The sequence below is a fragment of the Trabulsiella odontotermitis genome, from assembly GCF_001188485.1.
GTDB lineage: Bacteria > Pseudomonadota > Gammaproteobacteria > Enterobacterales > Enterobacteriaceae > Trabulsiella > Trabulsiella odontotermitis_A.
Genome location: NZ_JNGH01000125.1, coordinates 77,756 through 97,503 on the forward strand (window position 1 = coordinate 77,756; position 19,748 = coordinate 97,503).

The following is a 19,748-nucleotide window of genomic DNA, read 5'->3' on the forward strand; positions in this document are numbered from 1 at the left end:
CATAAAACGTCATTCTGATTACCCTACCGGTTGTGCTGTTCAGAATGGATGTAGCTCAAAGCAAAGCTATGATTCAGGAGTACAACAATGAGTTCATTAAGTCACGAGGCGAGTGCCGTCGAAAAGCGCACTAACGCCCGCTACTGGATAGTGGTGATGCTGTTTATCGTCACCTCTTTCAACTACGGTGACCGCGCCACGCTGTCAATTGCCGGTTCGGAGATGGCCAAAGAGATTGGTCTTGATCCGGTTGGCATGGGTTATGTTTTCTCCGCGTTTTCCTGGGCTTACGTCATCGGTCAAATCCCCGGTGGCTGGCTGCTTGACCGCTTCGGCTCGAAACGGGTCTATTTCTGGTCAATCTTTATCTGGTCGCTCTTTACCCTGTTACAGGGTTTCGTCGATGTGTTCAGCGGCTTTGGCATTATTGTGGCGCTGTTTACTCTGCGCTTCCTTGTCGGCCTGGCCGAATCACCTTCTTTCCCCGGCAACAGTCGCATCGTCGCGGCCTGGTTCCCGGCGCAGGAGAGGGGCACGGCAGTGGCGATTTTTAACTCGGCGCAATATTTTGCGACCGTTATTTTCGCTCCGATCATGGGCTGGCTGACGCACGAAGTAGGCTGGTCGCACGTGTTCTTCTTTATGGGCGGACTGGGGATCATCATCAGCTTTATCTGGCTAAAAGTGATCTATGAGCCGAACCAGCATCCCGGCGTCAACAAAAAAGAGCTGGAGTACATTGCCCAGGGCGGCGCGCTGATCAACATGGATCAGAAAAACGCGAAACCGCACGTGCCGATGAGCGAAAAATGGGGGCAAATCAAACAGCTGATTAGCTCGCGCATGATGATCGGCGTCTATATCGGCCAGTATTGCATTAACGCGCTGACCTATTTCTTTATCACCTGGTTCCCGGTGTATCTGGTGCAGGCGCGCGGCATGTCGATTCTGAAAGCGGGCGTCGTGGCGTCGATTCCGGCGGTCTGCGGGTTTATCGGCGGCGTGCTTGGCGGCATTATTTCCGACTGGCTGATGCGGCGCACAGGCTCGCTTAATATCGCCCGTAAAACGCCAATCGTGCTTGGCATGCTGCTCTCCATGACCATGGTGTTCTGTAACTACGTTGATACGGAATGGATGATCATCGGCTTTATGGCGATGGCATTCTTCGGGAAAGGCATCGGGGCGCTGGGCTGGGCGGTGATGGCCGATACGGCACCGAAAGAGATCAGCGGTCTTTCCGGCGGCCTGTTCAACATGTTCGGCAACATTTCCGGCATCGTGACGCCGATTGCGATTGGTTACATTGTCGGGGTTTCCGGCTCCTTTAACGGCGCGCTGATTTATGTCGGCATCCATGCTCTGGTGGCAGTACTGAGCTACCTGGTGGTGGTCGGCGATATCAAGCGTATCGAACTGAAACCTGTGACAGGACGAGAATGATGAGCACACAATCCAGCCCCGTAATTACTGAGATGAAAGTGATCCCCGTCGCCGGTCACGACAGCATGCTGCTGAATATCGGCGGGGCGCATAACGCGTATTTTACGCGCAATATCGTGGTGCTAAGCGATAATGCCGGGAATACCGGCGTGGGAGAAGCGCCGGGCGGCGAGGTGATCTATCAGACGCTGGTCGATGCCATCCCGATGGTGGTCGGTCAGGAGATAGCACGCCTCAACCGCGTGGTTCAGCGTGTACATAAGGGCAACCAGGCGGCGGATTTTGACACCTTCGGCAAAGGCGCGTGGACGTTTGAACTACGCGTTAACGCAGTAGCCGCCCTGGAAGCCGCGCTGCTGGATCTGCTCGGCAAAGCGCTGAACGTGCCGGTGTGCGAACTGCTCGGCCCGGGCAAACAGCGTGATGCGGTGACGGTCCTCGGTTATCTCTTTTACATCGGCGATCGCACCAAAACCGATCTGCCTTATCTCGATGCCACGCCGGGTGCCCACGAGTGGTATCGCCTGCGGCATCAGGAAGCGCTGAGCAGCGACGCGGTAGTGCGTCTCGCGGAAGCGGCGCAGGATCGCTACGGTTTTAAAGATTTCAAACTGAAAGGCGGCGTGTTGCCGGGCGAGCAGGAAATCGACGCCGTGCGGGCGCTGAAAAAACGCTTCCCGAACGCGCGGATCACCGTCGATCCGAACGGCGCCTGGCTGCTCGATGAAGCCATTACGTTGTGCAAAGGGCTGCAGGATGTGCTGACCTATGCCGAAGATCCGTGTGGCGCCGAGCAGGGTTTCTCGGGTCGCGAAGTGATGGCCGAATTCCGCCGCGCGACGGGGCTGCCGGTGGCGACCAACATGATCGCCACCAACTGGCGCGAAATGGGCCATGCGGTGATGCTCAATTCCGTCGATATTCCGCTGGCCGATCCGCATTTCTGGACGCTGTCGGGTGCGGTGCGCGTTGCTCAGCTGTGTGACGACTGGGGCCTCACCTGGGGCTGCCACTCCAATAACCATTTCGACATTTCGCTGGCGATGTTCACCCACGTCGGCGCGGCGGCACCGGGCACGCCAACCGCTATTGATACGCATTGGATCTGGCAGGAAGGGGATGCGCGCCTGACGAAAAATCCGCTGCAAATTAAAGACGGCAAAATTGCCGTTCCCGATGCGCCAGGACTTGGCATCGAACTGGACTGGGATCAGGTGCATAAGGCGCATGAAGCCTACAAACGACTGCCGGGCGGCGCGCGCAATGACGCAGGCCCGATGCAGTATCTGATCCCCGGCTGGACATTTGATCGTAAACGCCCGGTTTTTGGTCGTAACTAATTTAAAGGACTGACTCATGACAACGACACATTCCACCCCCGTTGTGACCGCCATGCAGGTGATCCCGGTTGCCGGTTTTGACAGTATGCTGATGAACCTGAGCGGCGCGCATGCCCCGTTCTTCACCCGCAATATTGTAATTATTAAAGATAATTCGGGTCATACCGGTGTCGGTGAAATTCCTGGCGGTGAGAAGATCCGCCAGACGCTGGAAGACGCGGCACCGCTGGTGGTGGGCAAAACGCTGGGCGAGTATAAAAATGTCCTGTCGACGGTGCGCAATACTTTCGCCGATCGCGATGCGGGCGGACGTGGATTGCAAACCTTTGATTTACGGACCACTATTCATGTGGTGACCGGTATCGAAGCGGCGTTGCTCGATCTGCTCGGCCAGCATCTGGGCGTCAACGTGGCCTCGCTGTTGGGCGACGGTCAGCAGCGCAGCGAAGTAGAAATGCTCGGGTACCTGTTCTTTGTCGGTAACCGCAAACAAACGCCGCTGGCGTACCAGAGCCAGCCGGATGACGCCTGCGACTGGTATCGCTTGCGCCATGACGAAGCAATGACCCCGCAGGCGGTAGTGCGTCTGGCAGAAGCGGCGTATGAAAAATACGGCTTCAACGATTTCAAACTGAAAGGCGGCGTGCTGGCCGGTGAAGAAGAAGCGGAAGCGATTACCGCGCTGGCGAAACGGTTCCCGCAGGCGCGCGTGACGCTCGATCCGAACGGTGCCTGGCTGCTGGACGACGCGATCAAAATCGGTAAACAGCTTAAAGGTGTGCTGGCGTATGCCGAAGATCCGTGTGGCGCCGAGCAGGGCTTTTCAGGTCGCGAAGTGATGGCGGAATTCCGTCGTGCGACGGGGCTGCCAACCGCAACCAACATGATCGCCACCGACTGGCGTCAGATGGGCCATACTTTGTCATTGCAATCGGTTGATATTCCGCTGGCTGACCCGCATTTCTGGACCATGCAGGGTTCGGTTCGCGTTGCGCAGATGTGCCATGATTTTGGCCTGACGTGGGGCTCGCATTCCAACAACCACTTTGACGTTTCGCTGGCGATGTTTACCCACGTTGCCGCGGCAGCACCGGGACAAATTACCGCCATTGACACCCACTGGATCTGGCAGGAAGGCAACCAGCGTCTGACGAAGCAGCCGGTTGGAAATCAAAGGCGGCATGGTGCAGGTGCCGACCACCCCAGGACTGGGCGTTGAGCTGGATATGGATCGCGTCATGCAGGCGAACGAGTTGTACAAGAAACACGGCCTCGGCGCGCGCGATGACGCCATGGGAATGCAGTATCTGATCCCGAACTGGAAGTTTGATAACAAACGCCCGTGCATGGTGCGTTAACAGAGTGATCGCCGCCCCGGGCGGGGCGGCAGTACGCCGTACAGACCCGTAAGGACAGCCTATGAAGATAGTAATCGCACCGGATTCATACAAGGAGAGCCTGAGCGCGCTGGAGGTCGCCACGGCGATTGAACAGGGGTTCAGGGAGATTTATCCGGAAGCGGAATATGTCAAACTGCCGATGGCGGATGGCGGGGAAGGTACGGTGGAGGTGATGATTGCCGCGACGCAGGGGCGGCGGGGCNCGAATTAATCCGCCATGCGCTGGATGCGGGCGTGAAACAGATAATCATTGGTATTGGCGGCAGCGCCACCAACGACGGCGGTGCCGGCATGATGCAGGCGCTGGGCGCACAGTTGCTGACCACCGGGGGCCAGCAAATTGCGCCTGGCGGCGGCGCGCTGGAACAGCTCGATCGTATCGATATCCGCCAGCTCGACCCGCGTCTGAGCACCTGTCAGATTGATGTCGCCTGCGATGTCACCAACCCTCTCACCGGCCCGAAAGGGGCTACCGCCGTGTTCGGTCCGCAAAAAGGGGCGACGGAGGCGATGATTGCGCAACTGGATCGGGCACTGGAGCGCTATGCCCGAATCATTGCCCGCGATCTGGATATTGACGTGCTGACGCTGGAAGGCGGCGGTGCGGCGGGTGGCATGGGCGCGGCGCTGTACGCGTTTTGCGGTGCGCGCTTACGTCAGGGGATTGAGATCGTGACCGATGCGCTGAAGCTTGATACGCAGGTGGCTGACGCGGATCTGGTGATTACCGGCGAAGGGCGTATCGACAGCCAGACGATTCATGGCAAAGTGCCGGTGGGCGTAGCCAGAATCGCGAAGCGGTACAACGTGCCGGTTATTGGTATTGCTGGCAGCCTGACGGCCGACGTGGGTGTGGTGCATCAGCATGGCATCGATGCGGTATTCAGCATCATCTACTCTGTTTGTACACTGGAAGAGGCGCTGGCAGGGGCAGGCGACAATGTGCGGATGGCGGCGAGAAACATCGCCGCGGTGCTGAAAATCGGGGCCATGCAGCGTTAATATCATCGGCCCGGCGACGACCAGGCCGATGACGTTTAACCAATCATTTTCCGCGCTTCGCGGGTCACGTTATCCATCTCATCCAGCAGTTCGAGAAACTCGGGTTCGAGTTCTTCCGCCGACGTTCCGCTACGCAACTGGCCTTCAATCAGATGACAGAGATTTTTCAGGCGCGGCACACCGCTGTAGCCGCAACTGCCGTGCAGCTTGTGGATCGCATCCACCAGCCCTTCCGGGTTTTCGCCCACCAGCTGTTCTTCCACCTTGTTGCGGATCTCCGGCAGGAAAGCGATCAGCATCTGCAGCATTTCACGCGCCAGATCGGTTTTCCCCGCCGCCTGACGCAGCGCCAGCTGCCAGTCGAGGGTGACGTTAAGGTTAACGGGGGGTTCCGGCAGATCCGGCGGCGTGGCGACTATCGGCGTCGCCAGCCCGGGCTTATAGCGCAATAACAGCGTTCGCAGTTTGCTCTCTTCGATGGGTTTCGCCAGATAATCGTTCATCCCTGCGCTGAGCAGCTTCTCTTTTTGCCCCGCCATAGCGTGCGCGGTGACGGCAATTACCGGGGTCAACTGCTGGTGTGGCAACTGGCGGATCAGCTCGCAGGCGCGAATGCCGTCCATTTCGGGCATCTGAATATCCATCAGAATCAGATCAAGCTGCCGCTGTTTGGCGCGATCAATTGCCTGCTGACCGCTCTCACACAGCACCACATGCTGCACTTGATNGGCAGTATTCGGTTAACGCCGGCAGCAGGCGTGTGGCGGTCAGCGGTTTCAGCAGACAGGCCGCCGCACCGTTGCGTTTGAGCGCTTCCGCGTTGATCTGGATATGGCACGGCAGCGCCAGCAACAGATAATCGGTCATCGCACAGGCCTGTTCCAGCTTATCCATATGCAGGTTCAGATCGCGCATCGACACCGGGATCGCCACCAGCAGAATGTCGTAATGATCCTGCGGCAGGGCGGAGAAGGTCGGACTGTAGACCACATCCAGCGGCGTGGCCGCCAGCAGATCCAGCGTGCACTGCGCCGCCGCCGCGTTAGCTTCCACATAGGCAAGGCGCTTGCCCGCCAGGCTGTCCATCACCAGATTGTCGGAAATGACGTTCGGGTTGAGATCAAGATTGATATGGAACCAGAAGGTCGAACCGCGATTCGGCTGGCTGTGGAAAGAGATGTCCCCGCCCATCTCTTTCACCAGTTTTTGCGTGATGACCAGCCCCAGCCCGGTACCGCCGTGGCGACGCGAAATGCTGGCGTCCGCCTGCCGAAACGCCTGGAACAGACGCGACTGATCGCGTTCCGGAATGCCGATGCCGGTATCGCGGATCTGCACTTCAATCTGCACTTTGGTATTGCTGATGGCGCGTTTCTCCACCAGCACATCGATGTTGCCGCTCTCGGTAAACTTAATGGCGTTGCCGACCAGGTTGGTGATCACCTGCTGCAGACGCAGCGGATCGCCGATGACGTTATCCGGAACATCGCTTTTGATATTCAGCGTCAGTTCGAGGTTTTTGTCATGTGCAGAGTGCGCCAGCAGCGTGACGACTTCATCCAGCGTGCTGCGCAGCGGGAACGGAATGCTTTCGAGCAGCAGTTTGCCGGCCTCCAGCTTCGAGAAATCCAGCACGTCGTTGATGATGGTCAGCAGATTGTTGGCCGACCGTTCAATGGTGTTCAGGTGGTCGCGCTGGGTGGTGGTCAGATCAGTTTTCAGCGTCAGACGGGTAAAGCCGATCACGCCGTTGAGCGGCGTTCGCAACTCGTGCGACATATTCGCCAGGAATTCGGATTTAATACGCGCCGCTTCCTGCGCGCGCTTTTTCGCCAGATCCAGCTCCACGTTCTGGATCTCCATCTGTTCCAGCGTTTCACGCAGGTCAGACGTGGCCTGATCGACGTTATGCTGCATCTCTTCGTGGTAGGCAGCGAGCGACATTGCCATCGAGTTAATGCCGTTTTTTAGCATATCCAGTTCGCCGAGCATAAAGCCTTCCACACGGCTGTCTAGTTGCCCACGGCGGATACGGTCAACGGTATTCACCATGTTGCGAATCGGGCCGGTGACGTCGCGCATCAACCGCCAGCCGAAGATCAGCGCAATGCCAATGCAGAACAGCATCATCACACTGGAGATGAAAATCTCTTTGTACTGCTGCAGGCGCACCGATTTGAGATCCAGCTCCAGCGCCACATAGCCGAGCATATTCATCGGCGGCTTAGCTTCTGAACCGGGGGATTCATCCGGCGAATAACTTTCCGAAACGATCGGTGTTCGCAGGATCATAATATCGCCGTGCCGTGAGACGCTAAGGCTACGGGGCAGCGGCGCGCCTTTCGGGAGCCTGAGTTCGCTGGGATCGAGTTGGTAGTTTGAGGTGACAAACAGCCGGTTCTGCTCATCGTAGACCGAAATAGCGCGGATAATGTCCGAATGGCGGCGATGCAGAACGCTGATGAGCTGACCAATCGATTCGCGGTTTTGCAGATTCATGCCGTATTCGCTGGAGACCGCGAGCGGCTCAATAATACTGGCTCCGGCGTCTTCCAGCTGACGCTGTAGATCGTTATAGCGGTGCACGACAAAGAAAATACTGAGCAGCAGGCCAATCAGTACGGTCGGCGCCAGGATCAGAATCATCATGCGAGCACGCAGGCTGTAGTTGGTCATGGAGTTCCGTTATGGGAGAATGAGAGTCAATATGTTCGTGTGAGACAAATCTCTACAATGGCGCAATTCTACTCTGCAAAACGACGCGTGACGACGCGTGAGATCATAACCGTGACAGTCAACGACCTTGATCCCTTTGGTCAGGGCGTCGCCCGACATCACGGAAAAGCGCTGTTTGTGAACGGTTTACTGCCGCAGGAGAGCGCGGATATCACGCTCACCGAGGATAAGAAACAGTATGCCCGCGGTCAGGTTAAACGTCGACTCAATGATAGCCCGGAACGTGAAACCCCGCGCTGCCCCTACTTTGGCGTCTGCGGCGGCTGTCAGCAGCAGCATGCCTCCGTCGCCCTGCAGCAGCGCAGCAAACGCGCGGCGCTACAGCGGATGATGAAGCATGAGGTGGACGACGTGATCGCCGACACACCCTGGGGTTATCGCCGTCGTGCGCGCCTGAGCTTGAATTATCAACCGAAGACCCAACAATTACAGATGGGTTTTCGCAAGGCGAACGCCAGTGATATCGTGGATATCCGGCAATGCCCTGTTCTGGCGCCCCGTCTTGAGGCATTGCTCCCGGCGTTGCACGATTGCCTGAGCAGCCTGAAATCTGCGCGCCAGTTGGGGCACGTCGAGCTGGTGCTGGCCGACAACAGCCCGCTGATGGTGCTGCGTCATACCGCAGTGCTACCGGCGACAGATAAAGAAAAACTGGAATGCTTTTCGCATACGCATAATGTTGCGCTTTATCTGGCGCCGCAAAGCGAGATACTCGAGCACGTCAGCGGCGACGCGCCCTGGTACACCTCAAACGGTCTACGCTTAACGTTCAGCCCGCGCGATTTTATTCAGGTGAACGATGGCGTAAACCAGAAAATGGTGGCGACGGCGCTGAGCTGGCTGGACGCTCAGCCGGACGATCGCGTGCTTGACCTGTTCTGCGGAATGGGCAATTTTACGTTGCCCCTGGCGCAGTGTGCCGCTGAGGTCGTCGGTGTGGAAGGCGTTCCCGCGCTGGTGGAAAAAGGGCGTGAAAACGCCGCATTTAATCATTTACACAATGTGACCTTCTTTCATGAAAATCTGGAGGAAGATGTCACTCGCCAGGCGTGGGCGAAGCATGGCTTCGATAAAGTGCTACTCGACCCGGCGCGCGCCGGGGCTCCAGGCGTGATGACGCACATTATCAAACTTGCGCCGACGCGCGTGGTCTATGTTTCATGTAATCCTGCGACGCTGGCGCGGGATAGCGACGCACTGTTGCAGGCCGGCTATCAAATCCAGCGCCTGGCAATGCTCGATATGTTCCCGCACACCGGGCACCTGGAATCCATGGTGCTGTTTGTGCGCGAATAACTGACAGACAGTTTACGGCTTGTCGAGTTCGACAGGCCGGGTCCCAAAAGGAGAGGACAATGGTTGCGGTAAGAAGTGCGCATTTAAATAAAGCTGGGGAATTTGATCCACAGAAGTGGATTGCAAGTCTGGGTATTACCAGCCAGCAGTCATGTGAGCGCTTAGCCGAGACATGGACATATTGTCGTGAACACACCGATGGGCATACGGATGCGGATCTGCTGCTGTGGCGCGGCGTTGAGATGGCGGAAATCCTCTCCACGCTAAGTATGGATATCGATACCCTGCGTGCGGCGCTGCTCTTCCCACTGGTCGACAGCGGCGTAGTCAGCGAAGAAGTGTTGACCGAGAGTGTCGGTAAATCGGTGGTCGATCTGATCCACGGCGTCCGCGATATGGCCGCGATTCGCCAGTTAAAAGCTACCCACACCGATGCAGTTTCTTCGGAGCAGGTCGACAACGTACGCCGGATGCTGCTGGCAATGGTCGATGATTTCCGCTGCGTGGTGATTAAGATCGCCGAGCGTATCGCGCATCTGCGGGAAGTGAAGGACGCGCCAGAAGACGAACGCGTGCTGGCGGCGAAAGAATGTACCAATATATATGCGCCGCTGGCGAACCGCCTCGGCATCGGTCAGTTAAAATGGGAGCTGGAAGATTACTGCTTCCGCTATCTCCACCCGGCGGAATACAAACGCATTGCCAAACTGCTGCACGAACGCCGTATCGACCGGGAACACTACATTGACGATTTCGTCGGCCAGCTGCGCTCTTCGATCAAAGAAGAAGGAGTGAAAGCCGAGGTCTACGGGCGGCCGAAGCACATCTACAGTATCTGGCGCAAAATGCAGAAAAAGCACCTCGCGTTCGACGAGCTGTTTGACGTGCGCGCGGTGCGTATCGTCGCGGAACGTCTGCAGGACTGCTACGCGGCCCTGGGGATAGTGCATACTCACTTCCGCCACCTGCCTGATGAATTCGACGATTACGTCGCCAACCCGAAGCCGAACGGCTATCAGTCTATCCATACCGTGGTGCTTGGCCCTGGCGGTAAAACCGTCGAAATTCAGATCCGTACCAAACAGATGCACGAAGACGCCGAACTGGGCGTGGCGGCGCACTGGAAGTACAAAGAGGGCGCAGCGGCGGGCGCGCGGACGGGCCATGAGGATCGCATTGCGTGGCTGCGTAAGCTGATTGCCTGGCAGGAAGAGATGGCCGACTCTGGCGAACTGCTGGACGAAGTCCGTAGCCAGGTCTTTGACGATCGGGTTTACGTCTTTACGCCAAAAGGCGACGTGGTGGATCTCCCGGCAGGCTCCACGCCGCTGGATTTCGCCTACCACATCCACAGCGATGTGGGCCATCGCTGTATCGGCGCGAAAATTGGCGGGGGGNNTCGTGCCGTTCACCTATCAGTTGCAGATGGGCGATCAGATCGAAATCATCACCCAGAAACAGCCGAACCCGAGTCGCGACTGGCTGAACCCGAATCTGGGCTACGTCACCACCAGCCGCGGGCGTTCGAAAATTCATGCCTGGTTCCGCAAGCAGGACCGCGACAAAAACATTCTCGCCGGTCGTCAGATTCTTGACGAAGAGCTGGAGCGCCTCGGCATCAGTCTGAAAGAAGCGGAAAAGCATCTGCTGCCGCGCTACAACTTCAACGAGGTGGATGAGCTGCTGGCGGCCATCGGCGGCGGCGATATTCGTCTTAACCAGATGGTCAATTTCCTGCAGTCGCAGTTCAACAAACCGAGCGCGGCGGAGCAGGATGCCGCGGCGCTGAAGCAGTTGCAGCAGAAAACCTACACGCCACCGACCCGCAGTAAAGACAACGGCCGCGTGGTGGTCGAGGGCGTCGGCAATCTGATGCATCATATTGCCCGCTGCTGCCAGCCGATCCCCGGCGATGAGATTGTCGGCTTTATCACTCAGGGACGTGGCATTTCCGTACACCGTGCGGACTGCGATCAGTTAGTGGAATTGCAATCCCATGCGCCGGAGCGCATCGTCGACGCGGTGTGGGGCGAGAGCTACTCTGCCGGGTATTCGCTGGTGGTGCGGGTCGTGGCGAACGACCGCAGCGGCCTGTTGCGCGACATCACCACCATTCTCGCCAATGAGAAGGTCAACGTGCTGGGCGTTGCCAGCCGCAGCGATACCAAACAGCAACTGGCGACCATCGACATGACCATCGAAATCTACAACCTGCAGGTGCTGGGCCGCGTGCTCGGTAAGCTGAATCAGGTGTCAGACGTTATCGACGCCCGTCGTTTGCACGGCGGCTGATAATCAGAAAAAGGAAACTCTGGTAAATTATTACCAGAGTCTCCCTTTTATTTTTCGTTGCAGAATAAGAATATTTGAAATTTCTTTCGCGAAGTGTATAACAAACCAATATATACATTTGGCGGGTCTTTTTATTATCGCTAAATGAAATGCATGTTGCGTAATTATTATTCCTGTGAATAGGTGGTTCGTGATGTGGGACGTTAAGAAAGAAAATTTTGAGCAGGCGAAAAAAGAGTATTTACGTGCATCGATGGAATTGTGGGGAAGTGATCCGTTTTTATTTGAGCGAATAAATATAATGATGAAGGTAAGAGAGGTTATTCGTTCTATTGAAGAAGATGTTGAGCGCAACTGTTTCTCATGGACTGGCGGAGTTAGCGTTCTGAAATATAAGGCTCAAGTCTTGCGTTATCAAAAAGCAATGGTTGTTAATAACAAAGTGTATACCAGATATCTTGCTGAGAGTACATACAAGCATAAAAAGAAAAAAGAACTTCAGACATTATTTACAAAAATTGTCGGTTTTCTTTGNTGGTGGCTTATGAAGAGGCGTCAGGCCCGTTAAGAGAGGCATATCAATATTCTTTTAATAAAATGGGATTAGCCCCCTATGCGGATGCAGCCTATGGGGTAGCCGATCTCATTTTTTCCGGGTACGGACTCGCCAGGCATATACCCACACCCAGAGAAAAATCATGGAGTCTCTTTGGCATCAAATTACATCAAACCGATTACGTTCGCGGTATACAGGAAATGAGTAAGCCAGCGTTATTACTTGAAGTAGTAAGTGATGTCACAACGGTTATGTCCGTATTGCCTGTTATTCAGACCGACGAATAAGGTCGCCATATGATTGAACCCCTCTTGTTTCCACTAAATACCTTGTTTCCAGTTTTGTGCTTTTTTGGGATCTCTCTTTTAATTCTTTTGAGTTTATATCAGATTCGTCGCTGTGTTGTTATTCTTAATAACAATGTTTTCAGCTTTTTATTCATTTTATTGATTGTTATGTTGTCGGTAATGCAAATCACTGTGGTTTTTTATGATGTGACGGGTTACCATTGGTATGGTATAGAATTTATAAGATCTATGGGGTTAGCTCGCTATATTTCCGTACAATATGGAGTGCTTATATTCGTCGTTCTGCAAAGTTCATTAGTCTGGCGCTTATGAGTCCGAGGGTTAGCAGACTCTTCCCCATGTAGTTATACATTGTCAGGAGATATTGCAAATGACCTCCCAGGGTAAAAATATAGACCGCCTGCTCGGCATTATGCAGCGCCTGCGCGACCCGGAAAGCGGTTGTCCGTGGGACAGAGAGCAGACGTTTACCACCATTGCGCCGTACACGCTGGAAGAAACTTACGAAGTGCTGGATGCGATTAACCGGGAAGATTTTGACGATCTGCGCGGTGAACTGGGTGACCTGCTGTTTCAGGTGGTGTTTTACGCGCAGATGGCCCAGGAAGAAGGGCGCTTTGATTTCAATGACATTTGTGCTGCTATCAGCGACAAGCTGGAGCGCCGCCACCCGCATATTTTCGGTGACGCCACTGCGGGTAACAGCACGGAAGTGCTGGCGCGTTGGGAGCAGATCAAAAGCGAGGAGCGTGCCGAAAAAGCTCAGCATTCCGCGCTCGACGACATTCCCCACAGCCTGCCTGCGCTGATGCGCGCGCATAAAATTCAGCGCCGCTGTTCAGCCGTCGGTTTTGACTGGACCACGCTTGGCCCGGTGCTGGAAAAAGTGCATGAAGAAATTGACGAAGTGATGCACGAAGCGCAGCAGGCCGTCATTGATGAAGCAAAACTGGAAGAAGAAGTGGGCGATCTGCTGTTTGCGACCGTGAATCTTTCCCGCCATCTTGGCGTGAAAGCCGAAGCGGCGCTGCAGAAAGCGAACCTGAAATTCGAGCGTCGTTTCCGCGAAGTGGAAAGGATTGTTGCTGAGCGCGGCCTGGAAATGACCGGGGTTGATCTTGAAACCATGGAAGCCGTCTGGCAGCAGGTAAAACGACAGGAATCTGATCTCTAACGAGTTTTCGCTATCAAGCACAATTTGTGTGATTTTTAAAATGACAAGCGCTTGATTTGCGTCAAAAACATTTCGCCAAAAGCGGCTATTTTCTCCCTCCCCATGTCATGTGAAGCTGAGGAAAAGGAGGGAGAATGAAAGTTTGTGGCGCCTGCCATGTTCGGGTATACTACTTTCCCGTCCTGGTTATTCCATCGTTTCACCCTAACTTCTCAGGTTCAGCATGACAACGAACTATATTTTTGTGACCGGCGGGGTCGTTTCCTCTCTGGGTAAAGGCATTGCCGCAGCCTCCCTCGCAGCCATTCTCGAAGCCCGTGGCCTCAACGTGACCATCATGAAACTCGATCCGTACATCAACGTCGATCCGGGTACCATGAGCCCAATCCAGCACGGGGAAGTGTTCGTTACTGAAGACGGCGCTGAAACCGATCTGGACCTGGGTCACTACGAGCGTTTCATCCGTACTAAAATGACGCGCCGCAACAACTTTACCACGGGTCGTATCTACTCAGACGTTCTGCGCAAAGAGCGCCGTGGCGACTATCTGGGCGCGACCGTTCAGGTCATTCCGCACATCACTAATGCCATTAAAGAGCGCATCCTGGCCGGTGGCGAAGGCCACGACGTGGTGCTGGTGGAGATCGGCGGTACGGTCGGCGACATCGAATCATTGCCGTTCCTTGAAGCGATTCGGCAGATGGCGGTTGAAGTGGGCCGCGAGCACACGCTGTATATGCATCTGACGCTGGTGCCGTACATGGCCGCTGCGGGTGAAGTCAAAACCAAACCGACGCAACACTCTGTAAAAGAGCTGCTCTCCATCGGTATTCAGCCTGATATTCTGATTTGCCGTTCTGACCGCGCCGTTCCTGCTAACGAACGCGCCAAGATTGCTTTGTTCTGCAACGTTCCTGAAAAAGCCGTTATTTCTCTGAAAGACGTCGATTCTATTTATAAAATCCCGGGCCTGTTGAAATCACAGGGTCTGGACGATTATATTTGTAAACGATTCAGCTTGAGCTGCCCGGAAGCAAACCTGGCCGAATGGGAACAGGTTATCTATGAAGAAGCTAATCCGGCAGGCGAAGTCACTATCGGTATGGTCGGCAAATACATTGAACTGCCGGACGCCTATAAATCGGTGATTGAAGCGCTGAAACACGGTGGCCTGAAGAACCGTCTGACCGTCAATATTAAGCTTATCGATTCGCAGGATGTAGAAACCCGTGGTGTCGATATCCTGAAAGGTCTGGATGCGATTCTCATCCCGGGTGGCTTTGGCTACCGCGGTGTCGAAGGCAAAGTGGCTACCGCACGCTATGCGCGTGAAAACAACATTCCGTATCTGGGCATTTGCCTGGGTATGCAGGTTGCGCTGATGGAGTTTGCGCGCAACGTAGCAGGTATGGAAAACGCCAACTCAACGGAATTTGTGCCAGACTGTAAGTACCCGGTTGTGGCGCTCATTACCGAGTGGCGTGACGAAGACGGTAACGTTGAAGTACGTACTGAGAAAAGCGATCTCGGCGGCACGATGCGCCTTGGCGCGCAGGCTTGCCAACTGGTTGATGACAGCCTGGTTCGCAAGCTGTACGGTACGCCGGTTATTACCGAACGCCATCGTCATCGTTACGAAGTTAACAATATGCTGCTGAAACAAATCGAAGCTGCGGGCCTGCGCGTTGCGGGCCGTTCCGGGGATGATCAGTTGGTCGAGATCATCGAAGTGCCGAACCACCCGTGGTTCGTGGCTTGTCAGTTCCACCCGGAGTTTACTTCCACGCCGCGTGACGGGCACCCGCTATTTGCCGGCTTTGTGAAAGCCGCTGGCGAGTACCAGAAGCGTCAGGAGAAGTAAGAAAAGTTAGAACAGCAGTGCACCCTACGGGGTGCATTGTTTGTCTGGAGTTTTAGTTTAACTTGTACTGAGGAAAACCTAATGTCCAAAATCGTTAAAGTCATCGGTCGTGAAATCATCGACTCCCGTGGTAACCCGACTGTTGAAGCCGAAGTACACCTGGAAGGTGGTTTCGTCGGTATGGCAGCAGCGCCGTCAGGGGCTTCTACCGGTTCCCGCGAAGCGCTGGAACTGCGCGATGGCGACAAATCCCGCTTCCTGGGTAAAGGCGTAACCAAAGCGGTTGCTGCGGTTAACGGCCCGATCGCTCAGGCAGTTCTGGGCAAAGATGCTAAAGACCAGGCTGGTATCGACAAGATCATGATCGACCTGGACGGTACTGAAAACAAATCTAACTTCGGTGCGAACGCCATCCTGGCGGTCTCTCTGGCTAACGCCAAAGCTGCTGCGGCTTCTAAAGGCCAGCCGCTGTATGAGCACATCGCTGAACTGAACGGCACCGCGGGCAAATACTCCATGCCGGTTCCGATGATGAACATCATCAACGGTGGCGAGCACGCAGACAACAACGTTGATATCCAGGAATTCATGATTCAGCCGGTTGGCGCGAAAACCCTGAAAGAAGCCGTACGTATGGGTTCTGAAGTGTTCCATCACCTGGCAAAAGTACTGAAATCCAAAGGCATGAACACCGCAGTGGGTGACGAAGGCGGCTACGCGCCGAACCTGGGTTCCAACGCCGAAGCGCTGGCTGTTATCGCTGAAGCGGTTAAAGCAGCAGGCTATGAACTGGGCAAAGACATCACTCTGGCGATGGACTGCGCAGCGTCTGAATTCTACAAAGACGGCAAATACGTTCTGGCTGGCGAAGGCAACAAAGCGTTCACCTCTGAAGAATTCACTCACTTCCTGGAAGAACTGACCAAACAGTACCCGATCGTCTCCATCGAAGATGGTCTGGACGAGTCTGACTGGGACGGTTTTGCTTACCAGACCAAAGTGCTGGGCAACAAAATCCAGCTGGTTGGTGATGACCTGTTCGTAACCAACACCAAGATCCTGAAAGAAGGTATCGAAAAAGGTATCGCTAACTCCATCCTGATTAAATTCAACCAGATCGGTTCTCTGACCGAAACGCTGGCGGCTATCAAGATGGCGAAAGATGCTGGCTACACTGCCGTTATCTCTCACCGTTCTGGCGAAACTGAAGATGCAACCATCGCTGACCTGGCGGTAGGTACTGCAGCAGGCCAGATCAAAACCGGTTCCATGAGCCGTTCTGATCGCGTTGCTAAATACAACCAGCTGATTCGTATCGAAGAAGCGCTGGGCGAAAAAGCACCGTACAACGGTCGTAAAGAGATCAAAGGCCAGGCATAATCCTGCTCTTCGTTCTGATAAAAAACCCGCTTCGGCGGGTTTTTTTGTGTCCGGAATCAACATAAATAGACGTTACGAACTTTTAATTCTCCTCACTTTTTTGCTTTCGTAATATTGTATTTTTGTAATCATTGTTTTTTTTTGGATATGTCGTGGTTCAAGGCAATAAGTATTCATTATATAAATGGAAAGGAAATGAAATATTATGGACAGTTATAGTCTAATGAATTTGAATTCCGAAAAGGAAAAAATAAGAAGTCTTATCTTTGATATTGGATTCCAGTATATTAACGATCCCATTATTTGTTCAGCATTCATGTACGAAGAGAATATAGTCGCAGATGCGTATATCGAAAGTTATATCAGGGGGGGAATAACGTTTGGTCAGGCGTTAGACGCTCTACATGAGCAGTTCCATTTATTAAGAGCTCAACATACCAGTTTGCAAATGGGAGGCATCAAGCTTTTCGTTATTGCTGAGAGAGAAAGAGAGCGGCACTCGGGCACAACTATTGCTCTCAAAAATATCGGGTTTATTAGCGGTAGCCTACAGTTTATCGGTGGGATGGGCACCTGCTTTTCCAGCCTTAAGGCGGCATGTCAGAAGTACGGAGTGCCTTTGATGGTCAATGGTGCAGAAAACACATGGGAGAATGGTTACTACCTTCTTTATCATGAAGATCCCCGGTTTATACCGGTACGTCAGGCTTACCGCAGCATTGCAAAATTCCTTGGTGGTGAGGATAAATGGGGCGACATTGCTTTTTCGTCTGTCGATATTGGCCTCTCACTTGGATCTATGAGCAGTCTCATCCCTCGTCCTGATGCATGGAGGTTATTTCATAGCATTCGGGACGATTTTTTCCGAAGCTGGCGAAGTATGGGCGCAGCGGGTCTTGGTGCTGAGGCTGTGGGAAATGCTTCCAGCGGTTTTTCAATTTATCGTCTCCTTAATAGCAATGAGACTTCATGGTCAGAACTGAAAGAGTAACATTCACTATGGATGATCGAAGGTTAATAGACAGGCTTATAGCGTTAGAGATGACAGAAAAAGAAGCTCGGGCTCTTGTGCAAATTGCCAGAGAGCAACGCTGGAGTATACAGAAAACTTATTTTCTTACCGAGGGACGTATTCTCAAGTTGGATATGATTATGGCTATTATATTGGGGAGTTTTATCGGTTTTCTGGCGGTACATGAAGTGCAATCTGCATTGACTGCCATTTTTATTTTTGGCTTGCTAATGATTATGATGGAAATCGTCTGCCGCTTTCATAAAGATTATCTCAAGAAAATAACTACCTTCCTGAGGCTCAAAGGAATGTAAGGCTCAGAAAGGCAGGGCTGCTAAAAATTTATAACAACAATGGCAGTGTCGCACTCGCTGTCTGCTGGTTCGTCTCGGCGTACAGTGGGTCGCGCGCGACCAGCATCGTGGTCAGCAGCTCTATCAGCAGCATCACGCCGACTTTTGCATTGAGCGCCCCGGCGCTGAGCGGGCCTTCAGGTTTCGCCGCCACCAGCAGGATATCGCTGAGGGAAGCCAGCGGGCTGCTTGGGGTATTGCTGAGCGTCAGCACGCTCACACCGCGTTTGCGCGCCTGTTTGACGACGTGGAGCAGGTCACGAGTAGAACCGGAGCTGGAAATCGCCACCACCAGATCCTCCTGCGACAGCGTAGCGGCGTTCATCGCCGCGCGGTGCATGTCGCTGAACAGTTGCGCCGGTTTCCCGAGCCGCAACAGCTTATAGTGCAGATATTCCCCCAGGATCGCGCTGGCCGCGACACCGTAAATTTGCACCGATCGTGCCTGATGCAGCGCTTCCACTGCCGAAGTGAGTAACGTGCGGTCCAGTAGTTTTGCCGTGTCCTGTAGCGCCTGCACCGATTCATTCACAATATGGTCAATCTCATCTGCCACCGGCTGAATCGGAGACGTATTTTGCGTGTCCAGCGCCAGCGCCATTTTAAATTCATTGTAACCTTTGCAGCCCAGCGCACGGCATAGCCGCGTCACGCTGGCTTCGCTGGTACCACTCTCTCTCGCCAGTTCGGTGATGGTCATATAAAGCACATTAGCAGGATCGCGCAGAACAAACTCCCCCAGTTTTTGCTGCGTGGGGCTGTACCCGGAGACATTCTGCCGCAGCCGGAGCAGCAGGTTTTGTTTTTCTGACATGCAGGATCCTTTATGAGTGATAGCAATCGCGAAAGCAGGAGACAGAATACCAGCCATTTTGAAAAAGTATGATCGGTATCTTCCTTTTTGGTGATAATTTTCATCTTATGACTTATTTATGATAAATATTTTCAAATAAAGCGGATGGGTGAAACCGAAAAAGAGGAAGGCGACGCAGATGCAAACAATATTGAACGAACTGAAAGGTAAGCTGGTGGTGTCGTGCCAGGCGCTGGAAGATGAACCGCTGCATAGCGCGTTTATCATGTCGCGAATGGCTGTCGCGGCGGCGCAGGGCGGCGCGTCCGGGATCCGCGCCAACAGCGTGGTGGATATCGAGGCAATAAAACAGCAGGTCGCGTTGCCGGTGATTGGCATCATCAAGCGCGATTACCCGGACAGCGAGGTGTATATCACGCCCACGCTGCGTGAAGTGGATGAGCTAATGCATGTCGCGCCGGAGATTATCGCCCTTGATGCAACAGACAGAATGCGCCCAGGCGGGCTGACGCTGAGTGAGCTGGTTGAACAAATCCGCGCCCGTTATCCCTCAGTCGTGCTGATGGCGGATGTCTCTGGCGTCGCCGAAGCGAAAACCGCGCAGGCGCTCGGTTTTGACTGTGTGGGCACAACACTCTTCGGCTACACGCCCGCAACGGCGGGGCACCGACTGCCGGAAGAGGATTGCCGTCTGCTGNNCTATTCACGCGCAAAGCACCGATGGCGCATGATCCTCCGGGCGGGATCTGCGATACTTATCGTTTACCCCTTTGACTGAGAT

Annotated in this window: 11 protein-coding genes and 4 pseudogenes; 13 read left to right on the top strand and 2 right to left on the bottom strand. The window is 54.3% G+C overall.

Translation table 11 applies throughout. The features are described 5' to 3' along the window. Nucleotides 1-87 precede the first annotated feature (87 nt). From GM30_RS23010 to GM30_RS23025, 4 genes and pseudogenes are all read left to right on the top strand, one after another. A complete protein-coding gene (locus GM30_RS23010; RefSeq protein WP_049850484.1) occupies nucleotides 88-1,443 on the top strand; it encodes an MFS transporter in 1,356 nt (451 codons plus the stop codon). Next, nucleotides 1,443-2,783: an enolase C-terminal domain-like protein gene (locus GM30_RS23015; protein ID WP_049850485.1), complete on the top strand. Its 1,341-nt coding sequence runs from the start codon at nucleotides 1,443-1,445 to the stop codon at nucleotides 2,781-2,783. The genes GM30_RS23010 and GM30_RS23015 overlap by 1 nt, the downstream gene beginning before the upstream one ends. 16 nt (nucleotides 2,784-2,799) lie before the next feature. Continuing rightward, a pseudogene (gudD, locus tag GM30_RS23020) lies at nucleotides 2,800-4,141 on the top strand (glucarate dehydratase). A gap of 61 nt (nucleotides 4,142-4,202) precedes the next feature. Beyond that, nucleotides 4,203-5,185, top strand: a pseudogene (locus GM30_RS23025) (glycerate kinase). Nucleotides 5,186-5,220: 35 nt separating this feature from the next. On the opposite strand, the pseudogene barA reads toward GM30_RS23025, so the two are convergent. Then, a pseudogene (barA, locus tag GM30_RS23030) lies at nucleotides 5,221-7,861 on the bottom strand (two-component sensor histidine kinase BarA). Between the two features lie 57 nt (nucleotides 7,862-7,918). Here barA and rlmD point away from each other — a divergent pair. The 8 genes and pseudogenes from rlmD (at nucleotide 7,919) to GM30_RS23070 (ending at nucleotide 18,114) form a co-directional block, all read left to right on the top strand. Further along, nucleotides 7,919-9,217 carry a 23S rRNA (uracil(1939)-C(5))-methyltransferase RlmD gene (gene rlmD / locus GM30_RS23035; RefSeq protein ID WP_049850486.1) on the top strand — a complete coding sequence of 433 codons (1,299 nt, stop codon included), beginning with the start codon at nucleotides 7,919-7,921 and terminating at the stop codon, nucleotides 9,215-9,217. 59 nt (nucleotides 9,218-9,276) lie between these two features. Continuing rightward, a pseudogene (relA, locus tag GM30_RS23040) lies at nucleotides 9,277-11,509 on the top strand (GTP diphosphokinase). A gap of 597 nt (nucleotides 11,510-12,106) precedes the next feature. After that, the gene (locus GM30_RS28115; RefSeq protein ID WP_420802286.1) at nucleotides 12,107-12,352 is read left to right on the top strand and encodes a hypothetical protein; all 246 of its coding nucleotides are present in this window, start codon (nucleotides 12,107-12,109) and stop codon (nucleotides 12,350-12,352) included. Nucleotides 12,353-12,743: 391 nt separating this feature from the next. Next, the gene (gene mazG / locus GM30_RS23050; RefSeq protein WP_049850488.1) at nucleotides 12,744-13,547 is read left to right on the top strand and encodes a nucleoside triphosphate pyrophosphohydrolase; all 804 of its coding nucleotides are present in this window, start codon (nucleotides 12,744-12,746) and stop codon (nucleotides 13,545-13,547) included. A gap of 223 nt (nucleotides 13,548-13,770) precedes the next feature. Beyond that, nucleotides 13,771-15,408, top strand: coding sequence for a glutamine hydrolyzing CTP synthase (pyrG, locus tag GM30_RS23055; protein WP_049850489.1), 1,638 nt, complete (start codon nucleotides 13,771-13,773; stop codon nucleotides 15,406-15,408). A gap of 81 nt (nucleotides 15,409-15,489) precedes the next feature. Next, on the top strand, nucleotides 15,490-16,788 hold the full coding sequence (gene eno, locus GM30_RS23060; RefSeq protein WP_049850490.1) for a phosphopyruvate hydratase: 1,299 nt from the start codon (nucleotides 15,490-15,492) through the stop codon (nucleotides 16,786-16,788). 205 nt (nucleotides 16,789-16,993) lie between these two features. Next, nucleotides 16,994-17,779, top strand: coding sequence for a DUF4225 domain-containing protein (locus GM30_RS23065; RefSeq protein ID WP_049850491.1), 786 nt, complete (start codon nucleotides 16,994-16,996; stop codon nucleotides 17,777-17,779). Beyond that, nucleotides 17,758-18,114: a hypothetical protein gene (locus GM30_RS23070; RefSeq protein ID WP_155484039.1), complete on the top strand. Its 357-nt coding sequence runs from the start codon at nucleotides 17,758-17,760 to the stop codon at nucleotides 18,112-18,114. Before GM30_RS23065 ends, GM30_RS23070 begins: the two co-directional genes overlap by 22 nt. A 28-nt stretch (nucleotides 18,115-18,142) precedes the next feature. On the opposite strand, the gene GM30_RS23075 is transcribed toward GM30_RS23070, so the two are convergent. Further along, nucleotides 18,143-18,967, bottom strand: a complete 825-nt coding sequence (locus tag GM30_RS23075; RefSeq protein ID WP_049850493.1) for a MurR/RpiR family transcriptional regulator — start codon at nucleotides 18,965-18,967, stop codon at nucleotides 18,143-18,145. Between the two features lie 178 nt (nucleotides 18,968-19,145). Here GM30_RS23075 and GM30_RS23080 point away from each other — a divergent pair, with 178 nt between their 5' ends. Further along, a complete protein-coding gene (locus GM30_RS23080; RefSeq protein WP_080993489.1) occupies nucleotides 19,146-19,745 on the top strand; it encodes an N-acetylmannosamine-6-phosphate 2-epimerase in 600 nt (199 codons plus the stop codon). Nucleotides 19,746-19,748 lie beyond the last annotated feature (3 nt).